Annotated in this window: 18 protein-coding genes; 11 read left to right on the forward strand and 7 right to left on the reverse strand. The window is 73.9% G+C overall.

Features of this window, described 5'->3' with window-relative positions; translation table 11 throughout:
• Positions 1-272: 272 nt before the first annotated feature.
• The 6 genes from ACFZA0_RS24760 to ACFZA0_RS24785 all read left to right on the forward strand — a co-directional run bounded on the left by ACFZA0_RS24760 (position 273) and on the right by ACFZA0_RS24785 (position 6,223).
• Positions 273-1,274, forward strand: coding sequence for an ABC transporter permease subunit (locus ACFZA0_RS24760; protein WP_391020754.1), 1,002 nt, complete (start codon positions 273-275; stop codon positions 1,272-1,274).
• Complete coding sequence (locus ACFZA0_RS24765; protein ID WP_391020756.1) at positions 1,271-2,068, forward strand: ATP-binding cassette domain-containing protein; 798 nt, start codon at positions 1,271-1,273, stop codon at positions 2,066-2,068. The genes ACFZA0_RS24760 and ACFZA0_RS24765 overlap by 4 nt, the downstream gene beginning before the upstream one ends.
• 110 nt (positions 2,069-2,178) lie before the next feature.
• Positions 2,179-3,198, forward strand: a complete 1,020-nt coding sequence (locus ACFZA0_RS24770; RefSeq protein ID WP_391020758.1) for a transporter substrate-binding domain-containing protein — start codon at positions 2,179-2,181, stop codon at positions 3,196-3,198.
• 144 nt (positions 3,199-3,342) lie between these two features.
• Positions 3,343-3,501: a putative leader peptide gene (locus tag ACFZA0_RS24775; RefSeq protein ID WP_391020760.1), complete on the forward strand. Its 159-nt coding sequence runs from the start codon at positions 3,343-3,345 to the stop codon at positions 3,499-3,501.
• 65 nt (positions 3,502-3,566) lie between these two features.
• Complete coding sequence (locus ACFZA0_RS24780; RefSeq protein ID WP_391020762.1) at positions 3,567-4,799, forward strand: LLM class flavin-dependent oxidoreductase; 1,233 nt, start codon at positions 3,567-3,569, stop codon at positions 4,797-4,799.
• 17 nt (positions 4,800-4,816) lie between these two features.
• Positions 4,817-6,223, forward strand: a complete 1,407-nt coding sequence (locus ACFZA0_RS24785; RefSeq protein ID WP_391020764.1) for an NtaA/DmoA family FMN-dependent monooxygenase — start codon at positions 4,817-4,819, stop codon at positions 6,221-6,223.
• Between the two features lie 292 nt (positions 6,224-6,515).
• Here the strand turns inward: ACFZA0_RS24785 and ACFZA0_RS24790 are convergent, their stop codons facing one another.
• A complete protein-coding gene (locus ACFZA0_RS24790) occupies positions 6,516-7,601 on the reverse strand; it encodes a M12 family metallopeptidase (RefSeq protein WP_391020766.1) in 1,086 nt (361 codons plus the stop codon).
• 70 nt (positions 7,602-7,671) lie between these two features.
• Between ACFZA0_RS24790 and ACFZA0_RS24795 the strand changes: the two genes are divergently transcribed.
• Positions 7,672-9,468 carry a LuxR C-terminal-related transcriptional regulator gene (locus tag ACFZA0_RS24795; protein WP_391020768.1) on the forward strand — a complete coding sequence of 599 codons (1,797 nt, stop codon included), beginning with the start codon at positions 7,672-7,674 and terminating at the stop codon, positions 9,466-9,468.
• 106 nt (positions 9,469-9,574) lie between these two features.
• On the opposite strand, the gene ACFZA0_RS24800 is transcribed toward ACFZA0_RS24795, so the two are convergent.
• The gene (locus tag ACFZA0_RS24800; RefSeq protein WP_391020852.1) at positions 9,575-12,139 is read right to left on the reverse strand and encodes a CHAT domain-containing protein; all 2,565 of its coding nucleotides are present in this window, start codon (positions 12,137-12,139) and stop codon (positions 9,575-9,577) included.
• 151 nt (positions 12,140-12,290) lie between these two features.
• Here ACFZA0_RS24800 and ACFZA0_RS24805 point away from each other — a divergent pair, with 151 nt between their 5' ends.
• The 3 genes from ACFZA0_RS24805 to ACFZA0_RS24815 are packed head-to-tail and all read left to right on the forward strand — an operon-like array spanning position 12,291 to position 14,868.
• Positions 12,291-13,727 carry a S8 family serine peptidase gene (locus ACFZA0_RS24805; RefSeq protein ID WP_391020770.1) on the forward strand — a complete coding sequence of 479 codons (1,437 nt, stop codon included), beginning with the start codon at positions 12,291-12,293 and terminating at the stop codon, positions 13,725-13,727.
• Between the two features lie 35 nt (positions 13,728-13,762).
• A complete protein-coding gene (locus ACFZA0_RS24810; protein ID WP_391020772.1) occupies positions 13,763-14,362 on the forward strand; it encodes a sigma-70 family RNA polymerase sigma factor in 600 nt (199 codons plus the stop codon).
• Positions 14,359-14,868, forward strand: coding sequence for a hypothetical protein (locus tag ACFZA0_RS24815; RefSeq protein ID WP_391020774.1), 510 nt, complete (start codon positions 14,359-14,361; stop codon positions 14,866-14,868). The genes ACFZA0_RS24810 and ACFZA0_RS24815 overlap by 4 nt, the downstream gene beginning before the upstream one ends.
• Positions 14,869-14,892: 24 nt before the next feature.
• On the opposite strand, the gene ACFZA0_RS24820 is transcribed toward ACFZA0_RS24815, so the two are convergent.
• Positions 14,893-16,116, reverse strand: coding sequence for a cytochrome P450 (locus tag ACFZA0_RS24820; protein WP_391020776.1), 1,224 nt, complete (start codon positions 16,114-16,116; stop codon positions 14,893-14,895).
• Between the two features lie 113 nt (positions 16,117-16,229).
• Entirely contained in the window at positions 16,230-17,051 is an 822-nt protein-coding gene (locus ACFZA0_RS24825) for an N-formylglutamate amidohydrolase (protein WP_391020778.1), read from the reverse strand.
• Between the two features lie 158 nt (positions 17,052-17,209).
• On the opposite strand from ACFZA0_RS24825, the gene ACFZA0_RS24830 reads away from it, so the two are divergent.
• Positions 17,210-17,551, forward strand: a complete 342-nt coding sequence (locus tag ACFZA0_RS24830) for a DUF5713 family protein (protein WP_391020780.1) — start codon at positions 17,210-17,212, stop codon at positions 17,549-17,551.
• A 23-nt stretch (positions 17,552-17,574) separates the two neighbouring features.
• Here ACFZA0_RS24830 and ACFZA0_RS24835 read toward each other — a convergent pair whose 3' ends face one another.
• From ACFZA0_RS24835 to ACFZA0_RS24845, 3 genes are all read right to left on the reverse strand, one after another.
• Entirely contained in the window at positions 17,575-18,717 is a 1,143-nt protein-coding gene (locus ACFZA0_RS24835; RefSeq protein WP_391020782.1) for a homoserine O-acetyltransferase, read from the reverse strand.
• Positions 18,718-18,719: 2 nt separating this feature from the next.
• On the reverse strand, positions 18,720-20,081 hold the full coding sequence (locus ACFZA0_RS24840) for a bifunctional o-acetylhomoserine/o-acetylserine sulfhydrylase (RefSeq protein WP_391020784.1): 1,362 nt from the start codon (positions 20,079-20,081) through the stop codon (positions 18,720-18,722).
• Positions 20,082-20,468: 387 nt separating this feature from the next.
• Positions 20,469-21,794: an MFS transporter gene (locus tag ACFZA0_RS24845; RefSeq protein ID WP_391020786.1), complete on the reverse strand. Its 1,326-nt coding sequence runs from the start codon at positions 21,792-21,794 to the stop codon at positions 20,469-20,471.
• Between the last annotated feature and the right edge of the window lie 62 nt (positions 21,795-21,856).

A 21,856-nucleotide genomic window follows, 5' to 3' on the forward strand; every position in this document is an offset into this window, starting at 1 on the left:
GCGCACTGTGTACCGCACCGGGCCGTGCCCGCTGTCGAGGCTGACACCGCATCGCGGTTTCCCTCTCCTCGCAGCACCTGGCCGTCCCGCAGTCTCCGGATCCCCGACGAACACCGCCGAGACGGTGTGCCGTTGTCCGCCAGCCCCCGGTTCCGTGCGTTTCTCCGTGACCGTCCCGTCCCCGCGATGCCTTCCACAGCCCCGCGGGCGAGCCGCCGGTACGTGACGCGAGCACGGCAGACCCGGGGGAGTCCGCCTCCGCTGGAGCCGTCATGAGTGAACCCCCGGGCGCCGCCGTATCCGTGGCCGCCGAGCCGACCGACGCCGGAACCGCGTCCGCCGAGAAGCGCTCCGCCGCGCACCCCGTCGCGCAGCGCGTCCTGCCCCTGCGACGCCCCGGGCGGTGGATCGCCACCGCCGTGGTCCTGGTCCTGCTGGCGCAGGTCGTGCACGGGCTGGCCACGAACCCCTTCTACCAGTGGGACCGCTTCCGCTACTGGTTCCTGCGGCCGACCGTCCTCGACGGACTCGTCGTCACCCTCGAAGTCACCGCGCTCAGCGCCGTGCTGGGGCTGCTCGGCGGAGTGCTGCTCGCCGTCTGCCGGCTGTCCGCGAGCCCGGTCCTGCGCTCGGTGAGCTGGGTCTACACCTGGCTCTTCCGCTCGGTCCCGCTGATCGTCGTCCTGATCTTCCTCTACAACTTCAGTGCTCTGTACCAGACGTTGAGCCTCGGCGTGCCCTTCGGCCCGTCCTTCGTCAGCTTCGACGAGTCCCGCCTCGCCACCGACATGACCGTCGCGGTCGTCGGGCTCAGCCTCAACGAGGCCGCGTACGCGTCGGAAGTGGTCCGCGGCGGCATCCTCTCCGTCGACCAGGGCCAGCACGAGGCCGCCTCCGCGCTGGGACTGCCCAAGCGCTACCAGTTCACCCGGATCGTCCTGCCGCAGGCACTGCGTTCCATCACCCCGAACTACGTCAACCAGCTGATCGGCCTCATCAAGGGCACGTCCCTGGTGTTCTACGTGTCGCTGCTCGACCTGTTCGGCTCGGTGCAGACGATGGGATCCACCTACCCGGGCGACATCGTGCCGCTGCTGCTCGTGGCCACCGTCTGGTACCTGATCCTCACCAGCGCCGTGTCCGTCGTCCAGTTCTACGTCGAGCGGTACTTCGCCCGGGGCGCCACCCGCACCCTGCCGCCGACCCCGTTCCAGAAGCTCCGCACCGGCCTGGGCGACCTGCGCGAGCGCGTGCGCAAGGAGACCGCCGTATGAGCACCACCGCCCCCGCGGCCCCCGCCGGCACGGCCCCCGTGGCCGTCGAGATCCGGGACGTCCACAAGTGGTACGGCACCCAACGCGTGCTCCAGGGCATCGATCTGACGGTCCGTCCGGGCGAGGTCACCGTGATCCTCGGCCCCTCCGGCTCCGGCAAGTCCACGCTGCTACGCGTCGTCAACCACCTGGAGCGGCCCGAGATCGGGCACGTCAGCGTCGGCGGCGAACTGATCGGCGTGCGCCGGCAGGGCGAGCGTCTGAAGGAACTCAGCGAGCGCGCGATCCTCGCGCAGCGCAGCCGCATCGGGTTCGTCTTCCAGAACTTCAACCTGTTCCCGCACCTGACCGTCCTCGACAACGTGGCCGCCGCGCCGGTCGCCACCGGACGGCTCGACCGCTCCTCCGCGAAGGAACTGGCGCGCGAACTCCTCGCCCGGGTGGGTCTCGCCGACCGCGCCGACGCCTACCCGCGCCAGCTCTCCGGCGGCCAGCAGCAGCGCGTCGCCATCGCCCGCGCACTGGCCCTGCGGCCCGGCGTCATCCTTTTCGACGAGCCCACCTCCGCGCTCGACCCCGAACTCGTCGGCGAGGTCCTGGCCGTCATCAAGGACCTGGCCACCAGCGGCACCACGCTGCTCGTCGTCACCCACGAGATCGGGTTCGCCCGCGAGGTCGCCGACCGCGTCGTCTTCATCGACGAGGGCCGGATCGTCGAACAGGGGCCGCCCGCCCAGGTGTTGGACAACCCGCAGCACGAACGCACCCGCGACTTCCTCAGCCGGGTCCTGTGACGTCGGCGGTGCGCCGCCGCGCCGCGACCGCACCGCCCGCCGTGCAGACCGTCCCACGTCCCACCGTCCGCCCATCGCTCACCGCTCACCGCTCACCGACAAGGACAGCCATGCCCAGCCTCAGCCTTCGCAGCAGACTCCTCCGATCCGTCACCGCCGGCACCGCCGTCGTCTCGCTCGCCGGGGCCCTGGCCGCCTGCGGGGGCGACAGCGACGCCGCCACGAAGACCGACACCGCGGGCAGCGTGACCGTGGGACAGCTCTCCAACGGGGCCGCGAAGGAAGCCACCCTCAAGGTGTCCGAGGTCAAGTCGATCAGCGCCGAGGTGCCCGCGAGCGTCAAGAAGGACGGCACGCTCACGATCGGCGTCGGCGCACTGCCCGACGGCTTCCCGCCGCTCGCCTACGTCGGCTCCGACCAGAAGACCCTCACCGGTTCCGAGCCCGACCTGGCACGGCTGGTGGCGGCGGTGCTGGGCCTCAAGCCTCAGTTGCAGAACGCCACTTGGGAGAACATGTTCGTCGGGATCGACAGCGGCAAGACCGAGATCGCGCTCGCCAACATCACCGACACCGAGGAGCGCAAGCAGAAGTACGACTTCGCCTCCTACCGCCAGGACAACGTCGGCTTCGAGGTGACGAAGAAGAGCACCTGGAACTTCGACGGCGACTACGAGAACCTCGCCGGCAAGACCGTCGCCGTCGACTCCGGCACCAACCAGGAGAAGATCCTCCTGGAGTGGCAGGCGAAGCTGAAGAAGGAGGGCAAGAACGTCACCGTCAAGCGCTACGCCAGCAAGAACAGCGTGTACCTGGCGCTGACCGGCGGGAAGATCGACGCCTACTTCGCGGCCAACCCCGGCGTCGCCTACCACGTGACGCAGACGGCGAAGTCGCCCAACGCGACCCGCAGCGCCGGCACGTTCTCGGGTGCGGGCGCCTCGCTCCAGGGCCTGATCGCGGCGACGACGAAGAAGGGCAACGGGCTGGCCCAGCCGGTCGCGGACGCCATCAACCACCTCATCAAGAACGGCCAGTACGCCAAGTGGCTCAAGGCCTGGAACCTCTCCGACGAGGCGGTCACCAAGTCCGTGCTCAACCCGGCCGGCCTGCCCCTCGACAACTCCTGACACCCCGTCAGTGACCCACCGGGCGCGGTGGGTCACCGCACCGGCCGCCGTGCGGAGGGGAACACGGCGGTCGGAGCGGGTGTTGTACAGGAGGGACAACTCCTCGCGCACGCGCGGGCGTTGCACACGACGGAGGTGACGGACATGGACGCGGAACGCACGACCGCCGCGGCCGTCGCCCCCGCCGGGCCCCTGCCGCACGCGACCGCCCCACGCGCCCTGGTCCCGCGCCGCCGTGTGCGTCTGCACGGCAGGCCGCACATCGACCTGCTGCGCACCGCCGGCGCGCTCTGTCGCTCCTGACCCGTTTCCCTCCGCCGCGCGCCCCCGTACCGGGCGACCCCTCACGGACCCAGGAAGGCATACCCGTGTCCTCAACCACACCCTCACCCGCCGCCGACTCCGCCTCGGCACACCTCCACCTGGCCGTCGCCCTCGACGGCACCGGCTGGCACCCGGCCTCCTGGCGCGAGCCGTCCGCCCGCCCCGGCGACCTGTTCACCGCGGGCTACTGGGCCGACCAGGTCGCGGAGGCCGAGCGCGGACTGATCGACTTCGTGACCATCGAGGACGGCCTCGGCCTCCAGACCGCACGCCCCTTCGAGCCCGACGACCGCACCGACCAGGTCCGCGGACGGCTCGACGCGGTGCTCGTGGCCGCCCGCATCGCGCCGCTGTCGAGCCACATCGGACTGGTGCCGACGGTGATCGCGACGCACACCGAGCCGTTCCACATCTCCAAGGCGATCGCCACCCTCGACTACGTCTCGACGGGCCGTGCCGGCCTGCGGGTCCAGGTCACCGCGCGGCCCCACGAGGCGGCCCACTTCGGCCGCCGCACGCTGCCCGACGTCGACTTCGACGACCTGGGCGGCGCCGCCGTCCGCGAGCTGACCACCGACCTGTTCGACGAGGCCGACGACTACGTGGAGGCCGTCCGCCGCCTGTGGGACAGCTGGGAGGACGACGCGGAGATCCGCGACACGGCCACCGGCCGCTTCGTCGACCGGGACAAGCTGCACTACATCGACTTCGAGGGCAGGTACTTCAGCGTCAAGGGCCCCTCCATCACGCCCCGCCCGCCGCAGGGCCAGCCCCTCGTCACCGCGCTCGGCCACGCGGCCGTCCCGTACCGGCTCATCGCCCGGCAGGCCGACGTCGGTTACGTGACCCCGCACGACGCGGACGGCGCCCGTGCGACCGTCGATGAGATCCGTGCCGAGCAGCGCGCGGCCGGCCGGGCCGACACCCCGCTGCACGTCTTCGGCGACCTCGTCGTCCTCCTCGACGACACCGCCGCCGAGGCGGCCGCCCGCCGCGCGCGCCTGGACGAGGCGGCGGGGGAGCCGTACCGCGGCGACGCCCTCGTCTTCGCCGGCACCGCGTCCGAACTCGCCGACCTGCTCCAGGAGTTCCAGGCCGCCGGGCTGACCGGGTTCCGGCTGCGGCCGGCCGTCGTCGGCCACGACCTGCCCGCGATCACCCGGAAGCTGGTGCCCGAACTCCAGCGCCGCGGCCTCTTCCGCACCGCCTACGAGGCCGACACCCTGCGCGGGCTGCTGGGCCTCGCCCGCCCCGCCAACCGCTACGCCGCAGCCTGAGCCGGAGGGACGCACCCATGAGCAAGCCGAACCAGACGAACGAACAGGGCAGGCCCCTCAAGCAGGTTCACCTGGCCGCCCACTTCCCGGGCGTCAACAACACCACCGTGTGGAGCGACCCGGAGGCCGGGAGCCACATCGAGTTCAGCTCCTTCGCGCACTTCGCGCGGACCGCCGAACGCGCCAAGTTCGACTTCCTGTTCCTCGCCGAGGGCCTGCGCCTGCGGGAACAGGGCGGCAAGATCTACGACTTGGACGTGGTCGGGCGCCCCGACACCTTCACGATCCTCGCCGCGCTCGCCGCCGTCACCGACCGCCTCGGCCTGACCGGCACGATCAACTCGACGTTCAACGAACCGTACGAGGTGGCACGGCAGTTCGCGAGCCTGGACCACCTCTCCGACGGCCGCTCCGCGTGGAACGTCGTCACCTCCTGGGACGCCTTCACCGGCGAGAACTTCCGCCGCGGCGGCTTCCTCCCGCAGGAGGAGCGCTACTCGCGCGCGAAGGAGTTCCTGGACACGGCCAACGAACTCTTCGACTCGTGGCGCGGTGACGAGATCGCCGCCGACGCGGCCACCGGCACGTTCCTCCGGGACGCGAAGGCGGGGGCGTTCGTCCACGAGGGGCAGCACTTCGACATCCACGGCCGGTTCAACGTGCCGCGCTCCCCGCAGGGCCGCCCGGTCGTCTTCCAGGCGGGCGACTCGGAGGACGGCCGCGAGTTCGCCGCGGCCTCGGCCGACGCCATCTTCAGCCGGTACAGCACGCTGGACGGCGGGCAGTCCTTCTACACCGACGTCAAGAACCGCCTCGCCAAGTACGGCCGCCGCCACGACCAGTTGCTCATCCTGCCCGCCGCGAGCTTCATCGTCGGGGACACGGACGAGGAGGCGGAGGAGCTGAGCCGCGAGGTGCGGCGCGCCCAGGTCAGCGGTGCCACGGCGCTCAAGCACCTGGAGTTCGTCTGGAACCGCGACCTCTCGGGCTACGACCCGGAGGGTCCTCTCCCGGACGTCGACCCGGACCTCGGCGAGCACCACATCGCCCGCGGCCGTGCCCAGGTCCGCATGTACCGCGACCCGCTGGCGACGGCGAACGAGTGGCGCGAACTGGCGGCCGCCAACAACTGGTCCATCCGCGACCTGGTGATCGAGACGGGCAACAGGCAGGCGTTCGTGGGCTCGGCGGAGACGGTCGCCCGCACGATCAACGAGTTCGTCCAGGCGGACGCGAGCGACGGCTTCATCCTGGTCCCGCACATCACCCCGGGCGGGCTGGACGTCTTCGCCGACAAGGTCGTCCCGCTGCTCCAGGAACAGGGCGTCTACCGCACGGACTACGAGGGCACGACGCTGCGCGACCACCTCGGGCTCGCACACCCGGACACCGGCACGGCAGCGGGGGAGCGGGTGGCGTCGTAGGGGCGCGACCGGCCGTCCGTTCCGTTCGCGGCGGGCGGCCGTTCCCCCGTCCCGCGGGCCTGCCGGCGGACACGCGAAACGCCCGACGCGCTCGGCGCCGGGCGTTCGTGCCCCCGAAAACGGTCGGGCGGAGGACGCCTCCCTCCCCCGAAGGCGACGTCCCCCACCGTTCCGTCCCCCACCCCCGTGCTTGGCGAGGTGGAGGACGCCTCCCTCCCCCGAAGGCGACGTCCCCCACCGCTCCCCCGTGCCGGACAGTGGTCCTGCGGCCGCGGTCAGCGGTGCCGTGCTGTCACCAGCACATCACCGCCGTCTCGCCCGAACCCCACGCGGAGTACAGGCGAACGCGGACGAAATAGCGACGGCCCTTGACGAGCCTGACCCTGAGGGTCGCGTTCTGTTCCGTTCCGCCGTCGTCGCGGCCCGCGAGGTAGCGAGGTTCCCCTTCCCGCTCCTCGAAGACCACGACGACCGCGTCCCCGTCCCCGAAGCTGCCCACGGTGTACTCGCGGGTCTCCGGTGGCTCGACCGTGAAGTCGGCCTGTTCGCCCGGTCCCAGCCGCAGCGGGGCCGAACGAAAGGGCACCAGCGCCGCCGGCTGCGGCGCTCCGACCGGCGGGTACCAGCGCAGCACGAACTCCTTGTCGCCCGTGGACAGCGTGCCGGGCGGATCGATCCCCCCGCGATACTGTTCCGGCTCCAGGATCTGCCCCGACGTGAACGGGAACTCCATCACCGACATCGGATCCCACACCGTGCCGTTGACGTCGTCCGGGTCCAGCTTGCGCAGGACGTTCGTGTACGTGGTGCCCCTGCTCCAGAAGTTCGGCGGCCCGGCGAGGTCGGCGTAGACCGCCTCGTCGTCCCAGTGGATGCCCGCGACCGGACTCTGGTGCTCGTGGCGCAGCCCCAGAGCGTGCCCGATCTCGTGCAGGACCGTCGCGCGTTCCCCCGAAGCGGTCAGGTCCCAGCCGAAGTTCATGGTGCGTTCGTTCAGACCGGCCAGCAGCGCGTCCTTGCCCACCGCCGACCAGGAGCCGTCACCGAGCTGGAACCCGATGCGCAACTCCGCCTCGGAACGGTCCCCCACCTCCACGAACCGGACGCCGACGCCGAGGCCCTCCCATTCGCGGAAGCACCCCCGTACCACGTCGTGCTGAGCCTCGGCGCCGGACCACGGCACCCGTCGGACCTCACCGGTCCCGGGGAGCGTGATGACCGACCCGTCGGCATCGCCGTCGAAGAAGTAGTAGTGCAGAACCGTGCCGTTGACCCACATCTGCCGTCCGGAGACGAGCGCACCGATCCGCTCTGCGGCCAGCCCCGGTGCGAACGACGGGGCAGGCTGCTGCGCGAGGGAGCAGTAGCGTGCGGTCATGGGCACAGCCTCCCCCGGGGACCGCCCGGGTGCCTGAGTCGGGGGCTACTCAAGTCACCCTGTATCAGGGATGAGTAGGGCGACTCCTGTAGGTGTGACGACTTTCGAACGCGCTGCGAAGACCCTCGACCTGCCCTGGCCCTTCACCGGCCGGGAGGACGAACTCGACGTGATCCGCCGGTCGGTGGCGGCCGGACGGCCCGGCATCGTCGTGACGGCCCCCGCGGGCCGCGGCAAGACCCGGCTCGCCGCGGAGGCCGTGCGCGGTCTCGGCTGCACCCGGGTCACCGGCACGCCCGACGCCCGCCGCATCCCCTTCGCCGCGTTCGCCCACCTGCTGCCCGAGGCGGTCACCCTGCACCGTGCGGTCCAACTCCTCGCGGGCGTAAGGCTGCTGCTCGTCGACGACGCGCACCTGCTCGACGACGACTCCGCCGCCCTGGTCCACCAGCTCGCCGTGCACGGCCGCACCCGGCTGCTGGTCGTCGCCGTCGACGACGGCCCGGTGCCCGCCGCCGTGTCCCGTCTGTGGACCGGTGAACTGCTGCCCCGGCTGCCCCTCGAACCGCTGCCCGCCGAGGAGACGGGACGGCTGATGGAGGCCGGCGCGGGCGGCCCCCTGGAGCCGCTCACCGCGAACCGCCTGTACGCGCTGTGCCGGGGCGACCTGCGGCTGCTGCGCGACCTGCTCGGCGCCCTGCGCGACGGCGGACTGCTGCCGCGCGAACCGGAGTCGGACGTCCGCTCCTGGCGCGGACCCGTGCCGCTGACCCCGACCCTGCGCGAGCGCGCCGCCGCCGTCCTCGACCGCGCGGTTCCCGAGGACCGCGACACGCTGGACCGCCTCGCCTTCGCCGAACCGCTCGCACCGCACATGGACACGCTCGACCTCGCCGCCCTCGAACGCCTCGAAGGGGACGGCCTGGTGAGCGTCGCCGAGGACGGCGGCGTGCGCCTGGTCCACCCGTTGCACGGCCCCGCCCTGCGGTCCGCCGCCGGACGGCTGCGCACCGCGCGGCTCGTCGGCGCCACGGACCGGTGCGCCGCCGCGCTGGACGCGGAACAGGCCGCGCTGGCACGGCGGATCGAGGACGTGGACGTACGGGACGCGGCCGGTCCGGTGGGGGAGTGGCTGGTGCACGAGGGGCGGCGGGTGCCCGCCGGCTACGCGGCCGTGCGCGCCCGCCTGGGCCGACTGCGCGGCGAGCTGCGGGACGCGGCGGCCTGGGCGCGGGAGGGCCTGCGCGGTGCCCCCGGCGACCCGGCGTGCCGCGCCGAACTCGCCCTGGCCGGGGACCGGTCGGGGGAGGCGCCGGTGCCGCGGGCGCCGGTGGGGAGCGACGCGCTCGGCCTCTACGAGGCGGTGCGGCGCGGTGTTCCCGAGCAGGCCGCGGGGCCGCTCTCCCGGCTCCCCGGCGCCGGCGCGGCCGTACTGGCCCGGCACGCCCACGCGGCGGTGCGCGGCGACGGCCCGGCCCTGGACCTGGTGGCCCGCGAACTGGAAGGGCGGGGCCTGCTGCTGTTCGCGGCGGAGGCGTCCGCGCAGGCGGCGGGAGCACACCGCGACCCGCGTGCGGCCCGGGGCGCGCGCACCCGCGCCGTCGAGCTGTCGCGCCGCTGCCAGGGCGCCCGCACCCCGGCGCTGTCGGGACTCGTCCTCGGTGAACTCACCGACCGGCAGCGGCAGATCGTCACCCTCGCCGCGACGGGCATGACGAACCGTCAGATCGCGGAGAAGCTCACCCTCTCGGTGCGCACCGTGGGCAACCACCTCTACAGCGCCTACACCAGACTCGGCGCGAGCGACCGCGCCGCACTGCCCTGCCTGGTCGACCCGCTGGAACTGCCGCAGGCCCGCACGGCCTGAGCGCGCGGCGACACCAAGGACGGACGGCCGGCCGGTGGCGGTTCCACCGGTCCCGGCCGGGCCGAGCGCCCCGGGGAGTACCGGGCGCGCCGCCGCGCCGCACGGGTCACGCCGCCCCGAACGCCTGGAACGCCCACCCCGTCGCCTGGTGCAGCGCGTCGCCCGGCAGGGACGCGCGGGCGTCGCGCAGTGCCTCCGCCAGGGACAGCCCGGCCGCCAGCCCCTTGTGCAGGGCCAGCATCAGCGGGACCACCGCCTCGTCGTTGACCGGGGCGCTGCTCGCCACCACCCCGGCCGTGCCCAGCGGCAGTAACGCCGTTACCAGGCCCAGGAGTTCGTCGGCGCCGACCGAGGCGAGCCGCGCGGTGTCGCAGCTGGAGAGGATGATCCGGTAGGGGCTGCGGTCCAGGCGCTCGAAGTCGTGGACGATGAGCGGACCGTCCGCCATCCGCAGCGACGAGAAGAGCGGGCTGTCCGCGCGGAACGTGCCGTGCGCCGCGATGTGCGCGAGGGCCGCTCCGTCCAACTCCCTGAGCACACGCGGCGCCTGGGCGTCGTCGTGCTCCAGCAGAATGGGGGCGCCGTACCGGTCCGCCAGCTCGGGGACCTCCGCGCCGCCGCTCGCCAGGCCCGGCCCGCGCACCAGGACGTGCCGGCCGCCCGGCGGGGGCGCCGTCTCCCGCGCCCGCAGCCAGCTGCCCGCCGACGGCGACACACTGAGCACCCGGTCCCGCAGGGCCGGCAGCAGCGCCCACGGCACGCGGTGCAGGCTGGCCGGCGGCACGATCACCACCGGGCCCGAGCCCAGGTGCTCGGCGGCGGGCCCCAGCAGCAGTTCCTCGAGTCGGCGCCCCGAAGCCTCCACGACCGGCAGCCGTCCCTCGGCCCCCGGGTGCGCGAGCCGCCGCAGCCCGGCCTGGACGTGGTCGGCCTCGCCGACCGCCTGCGCGACCGTCCCCGCGCGGAACCGGCGCACCCGGCCCTCCGCGCACAGCAGGACGTGCACACGGCCGTCCAGCACGGCCAGTTCCACCAGCCGGGTGCTGCCGAGGCGGTCCAGCAGCCGGGCGGCGTCGAAGCGGTCGCCGTCCGCCGCCGACTCACCGCGGATGTGCAGGGTCCGCGACCTGATCTCCCGTTCCAGGCGCCGCTGTTCACGCTCCAGGGTGTGCACCGGCTGGCCGTCGATGCGGGCCTGCTCGGCGCGCGCGGCGATCTCCCGGTAGGCCGTCAGCCCGCTCAGCAGCGCCGGGTCCGCCGGCGGCCGGGCCGGCGGCGCGGACAGGACGGTCGCCCGCCACCGCTCGCTCCACGCAAGCAGCCGCCGGGGGCCGCCCGCCACGAAGCTGGCCTCCTGCGCGAGCGCCGCCAGTTCCGCGCCCTGCGCGGTGGCCCTGGCCCGCAACTCCGAGGCGCCGAGCGTCATTTGGTGGTCGTCCAGCACCGCGAGCCCGCGTCGGCAGGCCTCCAGGACACCGCGCCCCGAACCCGCGGCCCGAGCGCGCAGCGCCTGCGCGGCCCAGCCGTTCATCCGGGCGAGCGGCGGACCGCTGCGCCTGCTGCGCGCGGCGATCGCCAGGTGCTTCTCCGCGTCCGCCGTCCAGCCCAGCGTGAGCGCGATCCGCCCGGCGAGCAGCGACGCCTGCGGTGCGGCGGGCGAGCCGAACGCGGTCAGTTTCTCCGCGACCGCGGCGGCGTCCGCCACCAGCCTCCCGGTACCGCGCCCCGCCGCGACCCGCGCCTCGATCAGTACCAGCCGCGCGTGCGTCTCCCACCAGCCGCGCCGCTGCGCCGCGAACAGCCGCACGGCGAGGGCGGCCCGCGCGATCGCCGTCTGCGGGTCGTCCGCGAGCAGCGCGGCCCGTGCGGCGACCAGCAGCAGTTCGGCCTTGCGCGTGGACTGTCCGCCGATGCCGTCCAGCGCGCTGATCGCCGCGTCCGCCTCCGCCAGCGCCTCCGGCACCAGCCCCGCCGCGAGCAGCACCTCGCAGCGCCGGATGCTCAGCATGAAGGTGGGGACGCCCAGTTCGCCGTACCGCACCTCGGCCTCGTCGAGCAGCCGCAGCGCCACGGGGATGTCGCCGGAGCGGAACGCGGCCAGGCCCCGGCTCTCCACCGCGTCCGCCTTGTCGTGTTCCTGGCCGGTGGTGTCCCACAGAGCCTCCGCCGTCGCGAAGTCGGCGTCCGCGCGGTCCACCGAGCCGAGCGCGAGGTGCACGGTGGCGCGCAGGGTCAGCGCCCGCGCCGTCCAGATCACGTCGTCCGCCTGCCGCAGCACCGGGATGACGCGGCGTACGTCCTCCAGTGCCTCCCGATGACGGCCGAGTACCCACCAGACGTACGCGCGCCGGTACCGGACGCGCGCCCGGGTGTGGCCGCTGCCGACGGACACCCCGCGCTCGAACGCCTGGAGGCCCTGCCGGGTGCGCCCCGCGTGCACCAACGCGACGCCCAGGGTGGCCAGTACGTCGGCCTCGCGGTCGGCGGACTCGGCGCGCGCGGCGAGATCGCGGGCCCGGCGCAGATGCCGCAGCGCGGTCCGCATGTCGCCGAAGTCCCGCTGCCAGATGCCGATCACCTGGTGTGCCACGGACGCATGCCCCGGCGACGGATCGGTGTCGAGCACCTTCTCCGCCTTCGCCACGGCCTCTTGGGGGGCGGCGAACACCATCGGCAGCAGGTCCAGAACCGAGTCGCTTACCCCTGTCACCCCAAGAATGGTAGTGGCCCCCGACACCCGCCACACAGGTTTGGTGCTGTATCAATTGACGGCCTCGCGGCTCTGAAGGACGAACGCCGCAGCCACATGGGGAGGACCTGCCATGGCAGCCCAGCGATTTCACGAGCAGTTCGACCAGATCCAGCGCTCGATGCCGGACGTTGCCCTCGCGATGGGCCCGGACGACTCGGCCGAGTTCTTCTACGAGAAAGGCGTGGTGCTCGCCCGCGACGGCGAGGAGGCACGGATCGTGCAGGACCGCGTCCGCGCCCACTTCACGGAGGCACCCGACCTGACCCCCGACCACATCCGTGTGGCAGGACCCGAGGCCAACCGCGCCGGCGTCACCCGTATCCAGGTCGGCGACCCCGGCCAGGGCGACCGGCGCGGCGACCAGGCCGTGGCGGGCGCCCTGCGCGCGCTGCGCGAGGCCGAGGGGCAGGCGGGACGCCGCCTGGTCAGCCGCAACCACGTGGTCTCCATCGCCGTCAACGCCTGTCCGGGCGACGAGCCGGTGCCCGCGCCCTTCGCCGCCGGACCCAACCCCGCGCCCGCCGAGACGCCGTACGACGAGAGTTCGGCCGTGGGCGTCCTGGTGATCGACACCGGTCTCATGCGCGACTACCGCTCGGCCCCGCTGCTCCACCACGTGCGCGGCGACGACCAGGTCAGCGAGACCGACGGACAGGGCGTGCTCCAGCAGTACGTCGGGCACGGCACGTTCATCGCGGGCCTCGTCGCCGCGGTCGCGCCGAACACCGACGTCCTCGTGCGCAACACCCTCAACGACGCCGGTGCCGTCCTGGAGTCCGACTTCGGGCACAAGCTGTTCGAGGCCGTCGACCGCGACGGCTGGCCCGCCGTGATCAGCCTGTCCGCCGGCACCTCCAACGGCCGCCACGACGGCCTGCTCGGCATCGAGAGCTTCATGCGCGAACTGCGCGAACAGGGCACGCTGTTGGTGGCCGCCGCCGGCAACAACTCCAGCGCGACGCCGTTCTGGCCCGCCGCCTACGCCACCGTGCCCGGTTACGAGGACGTCGTCCTGTCCGTCGGAGCGCTGCGCACGGACGGCGAGTTCGGCGCCTGCTTCAGCAACCACGGCCCCTGGGTCAACGTGTACGCGCCGGGCGAGCGGCTCACCGGCGTGCTCACCGGCTTCGGCAGCCCCGTCCCGTACGTCTACCACCACTCCACGTACGACGCCTGCCGCTACGGGTTCACCTACTCCTGCACGTGCCAGTCGCCGCGCCACGTCGGGCTGTTGAGCGAGACCGGCGCCGAGGAGACGGCCGACCCGGACCGCGTCGACTTCGAGGGGTACGCCAACTGGAGCGGCACGTCCTTCGCGACGCCGCTGGTCGCCGGTCTCGTGGCCGCGCACATGACCGAGCACAAGGAGACCGACGCCCGCGCCGCCCGTACCCAACTCCTCGCGGCCAACACCGGATTCGCGGAGGTCCGCGGCGCCCACGTGCCCGCCCTGCGGCCCCCGACCTGGCGTCCGGTGCCCGTCGAGCAGCTCACCGCTCCGGCGTGAGGGCCGGATGCGTCCTCGCCACGGCGTACGATGACATGCCGTATGCGAGGGGTGGAGCCGTGGAACGTGCAGATGTCGGCGCGCTGGTCCAGTCCGCCGTCGACGGGGACGCGGCGGCGTGGAAGTCACTGGTGGAGGGCCTGAGCCCGCTGGTGTGGTCGGTGGTGCGCGCGCACCGCCTGTCCTACGCCGACGGCAGCGAGGTGTACCAGACGGTGTGGTTCAGGTTCTCGCAGAACCTCGGCCGCATCCGTGAGCCGCAGAAGGCCGGTTCGTGGCTGGCGAGCACCGCGCGGCACGAGTGCCTGAAGGTGCTCAAGGGACTGCGGCGGCTGACTCCGACCGACGATCCCCACCTGCTCGACCGCGTCAGCGAGGACCGTACGCCGGAGCAGTCGCTGATCGACTCGGAGGAGGCCGCGGACCGGGCCGACCAGGTCCGCCGGCTGTGGCAGGAGTTCGAAGAGCTCGGGGAGCGCTGCCGTGAGCTGCTGCGCATCCTGATGGCGACACCGCCGCCGAGCTACCAGGAGGTGTCCGCCGGACTGGGCATCGCCGTCGGCAGTATCGGACCGATGCGCCAGCGCTGCCTGCGCCGCCTGCGCGCCCGACTCGACGCAGGGGGATCCCGGTGAACGGGACGAACGACGGACTGACCGGTGGGGATCCCTTCGCGGACGACCTCGACGACGCCTTCGAGGACGACGAGTTCGACGTGGAGCTGATGCTGGAGCTGCGGCAGGCCGCCGCGATACTCGACCCGCTTCCGGCGGACCTGCTCCAGATGGCCGTGGAGGCGTACGCGCTGCACGACCTGGACGCCCGCATCGCGGAGCTGAGCTTCGACTCGCTGGTGGACGCGATCCCCGTCCGGGGTGCCACCGACGTGCCGCGGATGCTGACGTTCCGCGCCGGGGAACTGACCGTGGACGTCGAGGTGACGTCCGAGGGACTGCTCGGCCAGGTGCTGCCGCCGCAGAGCGCGAGCATCGAGGTGCTCGGCGGCCCGCAGATCGCCTCGCCTGCGCTGGCCTGCGACGACATGGGCCGCTTCCGCGGCGACGCGCCGCCGTCCGGCCCGTTCGCGCTGAGGCTGCGGACCGGGGGCGACGTCGTCGTCACGGAGTGGCTGCGGGCCTGACGGAGACCGTACGGGCCGGCCGGGTCACCAGGTGACGGGCAGGGTCCGCGGACCGCGGATCATCGTCCGGTGCCGCCACTCGACCCGGTCGGCCGGCACGGCGAGCGCGAGACCCGGCAGCCTGTCGAACAGCGTGTCGACGAGCAGCTCGGTCTGCATCCGCGCGAGCACCGCCCCCGTGCAGTGGTGCGCGCCGTTGCCGTACGCCAGGTGCGGATTGGGTTCCCGGTCCGGATCGATGCGGTCCGGGTCCGGGAACACCTCCGGGTCGCGGTTCGCGGCCAGGTAGGACACGTACACCGGGTCGCCGGCCCGGATCAGGTGCCCGTGCAGTTCGACGTCCTCCCGCGCGACACGCGCGAGACCCACCGAGGCGCGGTGCGGGACGTAGCGCAGCAGTTCGTCCAGGACCGGGCCGCGCTCGGCGGGGCGTTCGCGCACCCGGGCGCCCAACTCCGGCCGGGTGAGCATCAGGTAGAGCATCTGGCCGACGTTGTGGGTGACGGCCTCCCCGCCGATCTGGAGCGGCCCCGCGAGGCCGACGGCCTCCTCCTCGCCGATCTCGCCCCGGCCCACGGCGGCGCCCAGCAGCGACAGCACGTCGTCCCCGTCGCTGTCGCGCCGCGCGCGGACGGTGTCCGTGATCCACGCGTACATGCCGTTCTTCGCACGGTCGGCCGCCTCGGCGCCGCCGGACAGGGAGATGATCTGCCGGGTCCAGCCGTGCACCCGCTCCCGGTCGGCCGCCGGGACGCCCATGACCTCGCTGACGACGGCGATCGGGAACGGTTCGAGCACCCGCTCGACCAGCTCGGCGGGCGGACCGTCCCGTACGACGCCCTCCACCAGCTCGTCCAGGATCTCCTGCGCGCGAGGGCGCATCCGCCGGGCCGCGCTCACCGTGAAGGCACCGGCCACCGCCTTGCGCAGCCGGTTGTGGTCCGGCTGGTCGGCGAACGCGAGCGAACCGGGCCGCGGCTTGAAGTGCGGTGCCATGCGCGTCACTTGACGGGTCGTCACTTCCGTGCGGCCGAAGCGGGGGTCGTTGGTGATCGCCCGCACGTCGGCGTGCCGGGTCGCGAGCCAGGCCCACCCCTCGCCGAACGGCAGCCGGATGCGGGTCAGCGGGCCCTCGCGCATCAGATCGGCGAGCACCGGGTCGACCCCCGTCCCGTCCAGGTCCTGCGCCGGCCACTCCCGTACCGGGGGTGGCGCCTGGCCGGTCAGCGTGCTGGTCTCCTCGGTCATGGTCCCCACCCTCGCGGTGCCCGGGTGCCCTGTCGCGCGGGAGTGCTCCAGTCGGGAGCCGGGACGGGCGCGCCGCGCGGGGACGCGGCCGGACCCGGCCCCGGCAGGCGCCGTCAGCGGGCGGCCGCGGTGACCACGTCCGCCAGCGCCGCCGCCAGCGCGGACAGCCCCGGCCCGGCGGGTCCGCCCGGTTCGCCCATGTAGGTGTCCCGGCGGATCTCCACCATCAGGGCGGCGACCCGGACGTCCGCCCCGTAGAAGTCGAGCGGCACGTACGCCCCCGCGAACGGGCTGTCGACGCCGGTGCCCCCGAACCCCGCGAACGCGTCACGGGCCGCGTCGAGCAGCGCGGCCGGGGTGTGGAAGGCGTCGGTGCCCAGGCACACGGGCGGGCGCGGGCCGTCGCCGTGCAGTTCGTAGGGCAGCCGCGCGGTGGGATAGGAGTGCACGTCCACCACGACGGCCCGCCCGGTCGCGGCCAGCCGGTCCGCCACGGCCAGCGTCATCGCCCGCGCGTACGGGGTGAAGTAGCGGTCGAGGAGCGGCTGTTGGGCGACGTCGTCGGTGCGCAGGACCTCGCCGTGCGCGGTGCGCGTGTAGACCGCGCCCATGCCCACCGCGCGCATCTCCTCCCGCTCGTCCGGGAACCGCTCCGGGTCGACGACCAGGCGCGAGAGCCGGTTCACGAACCGCCACGGCGTGAGGGCGCACAGCGCCGCCGCCTCCGCGGCGATGCGCGCCGTGTGCGCGTCGGTGAGGTGGTCCAGCTCGCGGCCGAGCGCCGCGTCGTCGAGCACGATCCCCGCGCGCACGTCGGCGGGCACGGCGCGCGCCGAGTGCGGGACGTGCAGGATCACCGGCGACTCCGCCGCGCCCGGGAGCAGTTCGAAGGAGGGGCCGGGGGCCGGGGAAACGTCGGGTTCGGGCGCGGGCACGTGGCTGCTCCGGTGCGTTTGTCAGTGGCGGACGGCAGGATCGAGGGGCCGTCGGACGCCGGGGCCTTCCCGGGAACACGACCGCCGCGGCACAGAATCGCACGTCGGCGGACCGACCGGGGCGACCGGGGCGGAGCGCGGACGGAGAGGAGCGGACCATGCCCATCCGTAACCGGCGGGCGGCGGCCCGCCCGTGGCTGAGCGCCCTGTACCGCGACGGCTACTACCCCGATCACGTGGTCGACCGGGGCCGGGCCGTGTTCCTCGCGCTGTGCGAACGCATCGAGGATCGGCGGCCCGCGGACCTGCCCGCGCTGTACGCCCTGACCCACGCGGCCACCGAGGAGTTCAACGCGCTGGAGGCCGAGTTCGAGGCGGCGGGCAGCGAGATCGAGACCGTGGCCCGCGAGGAGATCGCGGAGGACTTCTGGTTCGTCGCGACGGCCTACGGCTTCCCGGACGCGGACGTGGAGGAGCTGATCGCGCCCCGCGAGTGGTGAACACCGGGCGGCGGCAGGCCCGTTCACGCCCTGCCCAGCAACTCCGCGACCAGCGGGGCGACCTGCTCCTTCTCGATCAGGAACCCGTCGTGCCCGTACGCCGACTCGATCACCCGGTGCCGGTCCGCCGTCGGGATCAGGGCGGCCAACTCGGCCTGCTGGGCCACCGGGTAGAGCCGGTCCGAGTCGACCCCCGCGACCAGCGTCGGCGCCGTCACCCGGGCCAGCGCCGCGCGCACTCCGCCGCGACCGCGTCCTACGTCGTGCGCGTTCATCGCCTCCGTCAGGACGACGTAGCTGCCGGCGTCGAACCGCCGCACCAGCTTGTCGGCGTGATGGTCGAGGTAGGACTCGACGCGGTACCGGCCGCCCTTGCCGGGATCCTCGCCGTCCTGCGGCAACCGCCCGAAGCGCGACTGGAGTTCGGGCTCGCACCGATAGGTGACGTGCGCGATCCGGCGGGCCAGGCCGAGCCCTCCGGCCGGTGTCCGGCCCGTGGCGTGGTAGTCGCCGCCCCGCCAGTCCGGGTCGCCGCGCACGGCGGCCGTCTGCACGGCCGCCCACGCGATCTGCTCGGCGCTCGCCGCCGCGGTCGTGGCGAGCAGCAGCAGCGCCCCGGTGCGTTGCGGGTGCGTCACCGCCCACTCGACCGCGCGCATGCCGCCCATCGACCCCCCGACCACCAGCGCCCAGCGGTCGATCCCCAGCGCGTCGGCGAGTCCCGCCTCGGCGGCGACCTGGTCGCGCTGCGTCAGGGCCGGGAAGGACCCGCCCCAGGCCGCCCCGCCGTCCGGGCGCGGCGAGGCCGGGCCCGTACTGCCCTGGCAGCCGCCCAGCACGTTCGGCGCGACGACGAAGAGGCGGTCGGTGTCCAGGGCGAGGCCGGGCCCCACCAGACCGTCCCACCAGCCCGGGGTCGGATGACCGGGCCCCGCGGGTCCCGCCACGTGGCTGTCACCGGTCAGCGCGTGCAGCACCAGCACGGCGTTGGACCGGTCCGGGGCGAGCTCCCCCCAGGTCTCGAACGCCAGCCGCACGTGGGGCAGTTGGCCGCCCCGCTCCAGTGGCAGCGCAGGTCCGGCGGTGTGCCAGCGGCGCCTGCCGGGCGGGTCCCCCTCCCGCCAGGCCCCGAAGGACGGCGGCAGGGGGACGGCGGGTGCGGGCACGGTCAGGACGCGCCCTTCGCCGCCCGGAAGCCGGCTTCCAGGTCGGCCTTGAGGTCGGCGACGTTCTCGATGCCGACCGACAGCCGCACCAGCCCCGGCGAGGTCCCCGTCGCCGCGAGCTGCGCCTCGTCGAGCTGGCTGTGCGTCGTCGACGCCGGGTGGATGATCAGGCTCCGTACGTCGCCGATGTTGGCGAGGTGGCTGAACAGCTCGACCGCGTCCACGAACCGCTTGCCCGCCTCGACACCGTCGCGCAGTTCGAAGGCCAGCACCGCGCCCGCGCCGCGCGGCAGGTACTGCTGGGCCGCCTTGTACCAGCGGTTGGACGGCAGGCCCGGGTAGTGGACGGCGGCGACCTCGTCCCGCTGCTCCAGCCACTCCGCGAGCGCCTGCGCGTTCTCCGAGTGCCGCTCCAGGCGCAGGCTCAGCGTCTCCACGCCCTGGAGCAGCAGGAACGCCGAGTGCGGCGACAGGGCGGGGCCGAGGTCGCGCAGCAACTGCACCCGGAGCTTGACGGCGAAGGCGCCGGGGCCGAGGACGGGCCAGTACTGGAGGCCGTGGTAGCTGGGGTCCGGCTCGGTGAAGCCGGGGAAACGGTCGGGGTGCGCGCCGAAGTCGAAGGTGCCGCCGTCCACGACGACACCCGCGATGGTGGTGCCGTGCCCGCCGAGGAACTTGGTCGCCGAGTGCACCACGATGTCGGCGCCGTGCTCGATCGGCCGCAGCAGGAACGGCGTCGGCACGGTGTTGTCGACGACCAGCGGCACCCCGGCCGTGTGCGCGACGTCGGCGACGGCGCGCACGTCGAGGACGTTGCCGCGCGGGTTGCCCAGCGTCTCGGCGAACAGCGCCTTGGTGTTGGGGCGGATCGCCGCCCGCCACGCCTCCGCGTCGTCGGGGTCGTCCACGAACGACACCTCGATGCCGAAGCGCGGCAGCGTGTGCCGGAACAGGTTGTACGTGCCGCCGTACAGGGACGTGCTGGAGACGATGTGGTCGCCCGCGCCCGCCAGGTTCAGGATCGCCAGCGTCTCGGCGGCCTGTCCGGAGGCCAGCGCGACCGCCGCGACCCCGCCCTCCAGCGCGGCGATCCGCTGCTCGAAGACGTCCTGGGTGGGGTTGTGGATGCGGGTGTAGATGTTGCCGGGCTCGGCGAGCGAGAACAGGTCGGCGGCGTGCTGGGTGTCCCGGAAGACGAACGACGTCGTCTGGTAGATCGGCACCGCGCGGGCCCCCGTGGCCGGGTCCGGCTCCGCACCGGCGTGGACCTGCCGGGTCTCGAACGACCACGCCCGCGACTCGGGCGCTGCGGGGCTCTCCTCGGGCGTGTGACCGGCGGTGACGGAGTCGATCGGCTGGCTCATGAATCTCCCTGGAACGGGTGCGGACTGCGGAGCGGTGCCCGGGAACGAGGATTGCGGTCGCGCGGAGCGGAACGCGCCGGCGGCCCTGGCGCCGCGGCCGGGTCCCCCACGGCCGGGCGCACCGGAAACTCCGCATCGGTGACGGATGAAGTGGCTTTCCCGCGGCGGCACTTCGGGCCGGTGCGGTGCCGGTTCAGCGGGTGGTGCGACAGCCCGTGGCGGTCGTACGCGCGCGGCCGGCGCGGTCGGACGTGACGAGCGCGGTCATGAGTCGAGGGAACCACGCGGGAGTTCGGGGATGCGAGCATTCCACCCGCAGCGACATACAACGTTCACGAACGGGGCGTTCCACTCAACTCGCCCCGCGTGCCCGGCCCGTGGCATCCGTCAGCCGGCGGGCCGCTCGCCCGGCGGCGCGGCCGCCGGGTCCGCCGCGGCCACCGGCCCGGCGGCGGCGTCGACGGACGCGTCGGTCCGGGCGCGCAGCCGGCGCACGCCGGGCAGCAGGAGCGCGCCCGCGGTCGCCACGACCACCAGGGCCGCGCATCCCCCCAGGGCCCGTGCCGTGCCCACGGCGGCGGCGACCGGCCCGGCGGCCAGCAGGCCGAGCGGGGCCAGCGCGAGGGAGCCGAACCAGTCGTAGGAACTCACCCGCGACAGGGCCTCCTCGGGCACCTCCCGCTGGATCGTGGTGGCCCACAGCACGCCGAAGACGTCGGTGCAGACCCCGCTGACGAACATGGCGACGGCGATCAGCCACACCGGTGCCGCGGCACTCAGCAGGGCGATCGGCAGGGCGAGCGGGAAGACCACGAGGACGGCCACCAGGATCGGGCGGCCCACCCGCACCCGCGCGGCGAGCCCCGCGCCGAGCACGGCGCCGAGCGCCTGCGCGCCCACGATCAGCGACCAGGCCCGCGCCCCGCCGTAGTGCTGCTCGGCGGTGAGCGGCCCGAGGACACCGACGTTGGCGTTGATCGCGGCCATCACGAGGGAGAACTGCACGACCACGGCCCACAGCCACTGCCGCGAGGCGAACTCGTGCCAGCCGTGGCGCAGTTCGGACCAGCCGGAGGCCTTCGCGCGCGGCCGGACGGTCACCCGGAGCCGGGACGTGAGCAGCGCGCTGAGCGCGAACGACGCGGCGTTCAGCGCGAGCGCCCAGCCCGCCCCGACCAGCGCCACCGTGACCCCGGACAGCGCGAGGCCCAGCAGCATGGAGGTGTTGGTGCCCATCCGCAGCAGCCCGTTGGCGCGCTGGAGCCGCGAGGCCGGCACGAGCAGCGGCACCAGGCCGTCCATCGCCGGGGCGAACAGCGCGGACGCGGTACCGGCCAGCACCGCCAGCGCGCACAGCACGGCGACCGGGGCGTGGGCCGTCAGCACCGAGACCGCGAGGGCCGCGTAGGCGAAGGTGCCGAGGACGTCGGCCAGGACCATGAGCCGGGACCGCGGGAAACGGTCCGCGATCACCCCGCCGATCAGGATGAACAGCAACTGGGGCAGCGCCTGGCAGGCGAGGACGAGCGAGAGCGTGCCCCCGTTCGAGCCGGGCAGCGCGAGCACCGCGAACGCGAGCGCCACCCGCGCGAACCCGTTGCCCGCCACCGAGATCACGCGCGCACCGGCGAGCAGGACGAACCGCCGGTCGCGCCAGAGGGGCGCTTCGGCGGGGAAGACGGCGGACGGCGGGGCGGCCGGAGAAGGTGTCACGGCCACGCACCCTAGAGCGTCGTCGCGGGCCGGTGCGCACGGGCCGGGCAGAACCGGCCGCG

Source organism: Streptomyces sp. NPDC008150 (genome assembly GCF_042956945.1).
GTDB lineage: Bacteria > Actinomycetota > Actinomycetes > Streptomycetales > Streptomycetaceae > Streptomyces.

Bases quoted from the DNA above. Each gene is read 5' to 3' on its own strand.
- ACFZA0_RS24775 (WP_391020760.1), top strand. From the start codon at position 3,343: ATGGACGCGGAACGCACGACCGCCGCGGCCGTCGCCCCCGCCGGGCCC.
- ACFZA0_RS24810 (WP_391020772.1), top strand. From the start codon at position 13,763: ATGCCGTATGCGAGGGGTGGAGCCGTGGAACGTGCAGATGTCGGCGCG.
- ACFZA0_RS24795 (WP_391020768.1), top strand. From the start codon at position 7,672: ATGAGTAGGGCGACTCCTGTAGGTGTGACGACTTTCGAACGCGCTGCG.
- ACFZA0_RS24785 (WP_391020764.1), top strand. From the start codon at position 4,817: ATGAGCAAGCCGAACCAGACGAACGAACAGGGCAGGCCCCTCAAGCAG.
- ACFZA0_RS24760 (WP_391020754.1), top strand. From the start codon at position 273: ATGAGTGAACCCCCGGGCGCCGCCGTATCCGTGGCCGCCGAGCCGACC.
- ACFZA0_RS24770 (WP_391020758.1), top strand. From the start codon at position 2,179: ATGCCCAGCCTCAGCCTTCGCAGCAGACTCCTCCGATCCGTCACCGCC.
- ACFZA0_RS24820 (WP_391020776.1), bottom strand. From the start codon at position 16,116: ATGACCGAGGAGACCAGCACGCTGACCGGCCAGGCGCCACCCCCGGTA.
- ACFZA0_RS24805 (WP_391020770.1), top strand. From the start codon at position 12,291: ATGGCAGCCCAGCGATTTCACGAGCAGTTCGACCAGATCCAGCGCTCG.
- ACFZA0_RS24840 (WP_391020784.1), bottom strand. From the start codon at position 20,081: ATGAGCCAGCCGATCGACTCCGTCACCGCCGGTCACACGCCCGAGGAG.
- ACFZA0_RS24790 (WP_391020766.1), bottom strand. From the start codon at position 7,601: ATGACCGCACGCTACTGCTCCCTCGCGCAGCAGCCTGCCCCGTCGTTC.
- ACFZA0_RS24830 (WP_391020780.1), top strand. From the start codon at position 17,210: ATGCCCATCCGTAACCGGCGGGCGGCGGCCCGCCCGTGGCTGAGCGCC.
- ACFZA0_RS24800 (WP_391020852.1), bottom strand. From the start codon at position 12,139: ATGGTGTTCGCCGCCCCCCAAGAGGCCGTGGCGAAGGCGGAGAAGGTG.
- ACFZA0_RS24765 (WP_391020756.1), top strand. From the start codon at position 1,271: ATGAGCACCACCGCCCCCGCGGCCCCCGCCGGCACGGCCCCCGTGGCC.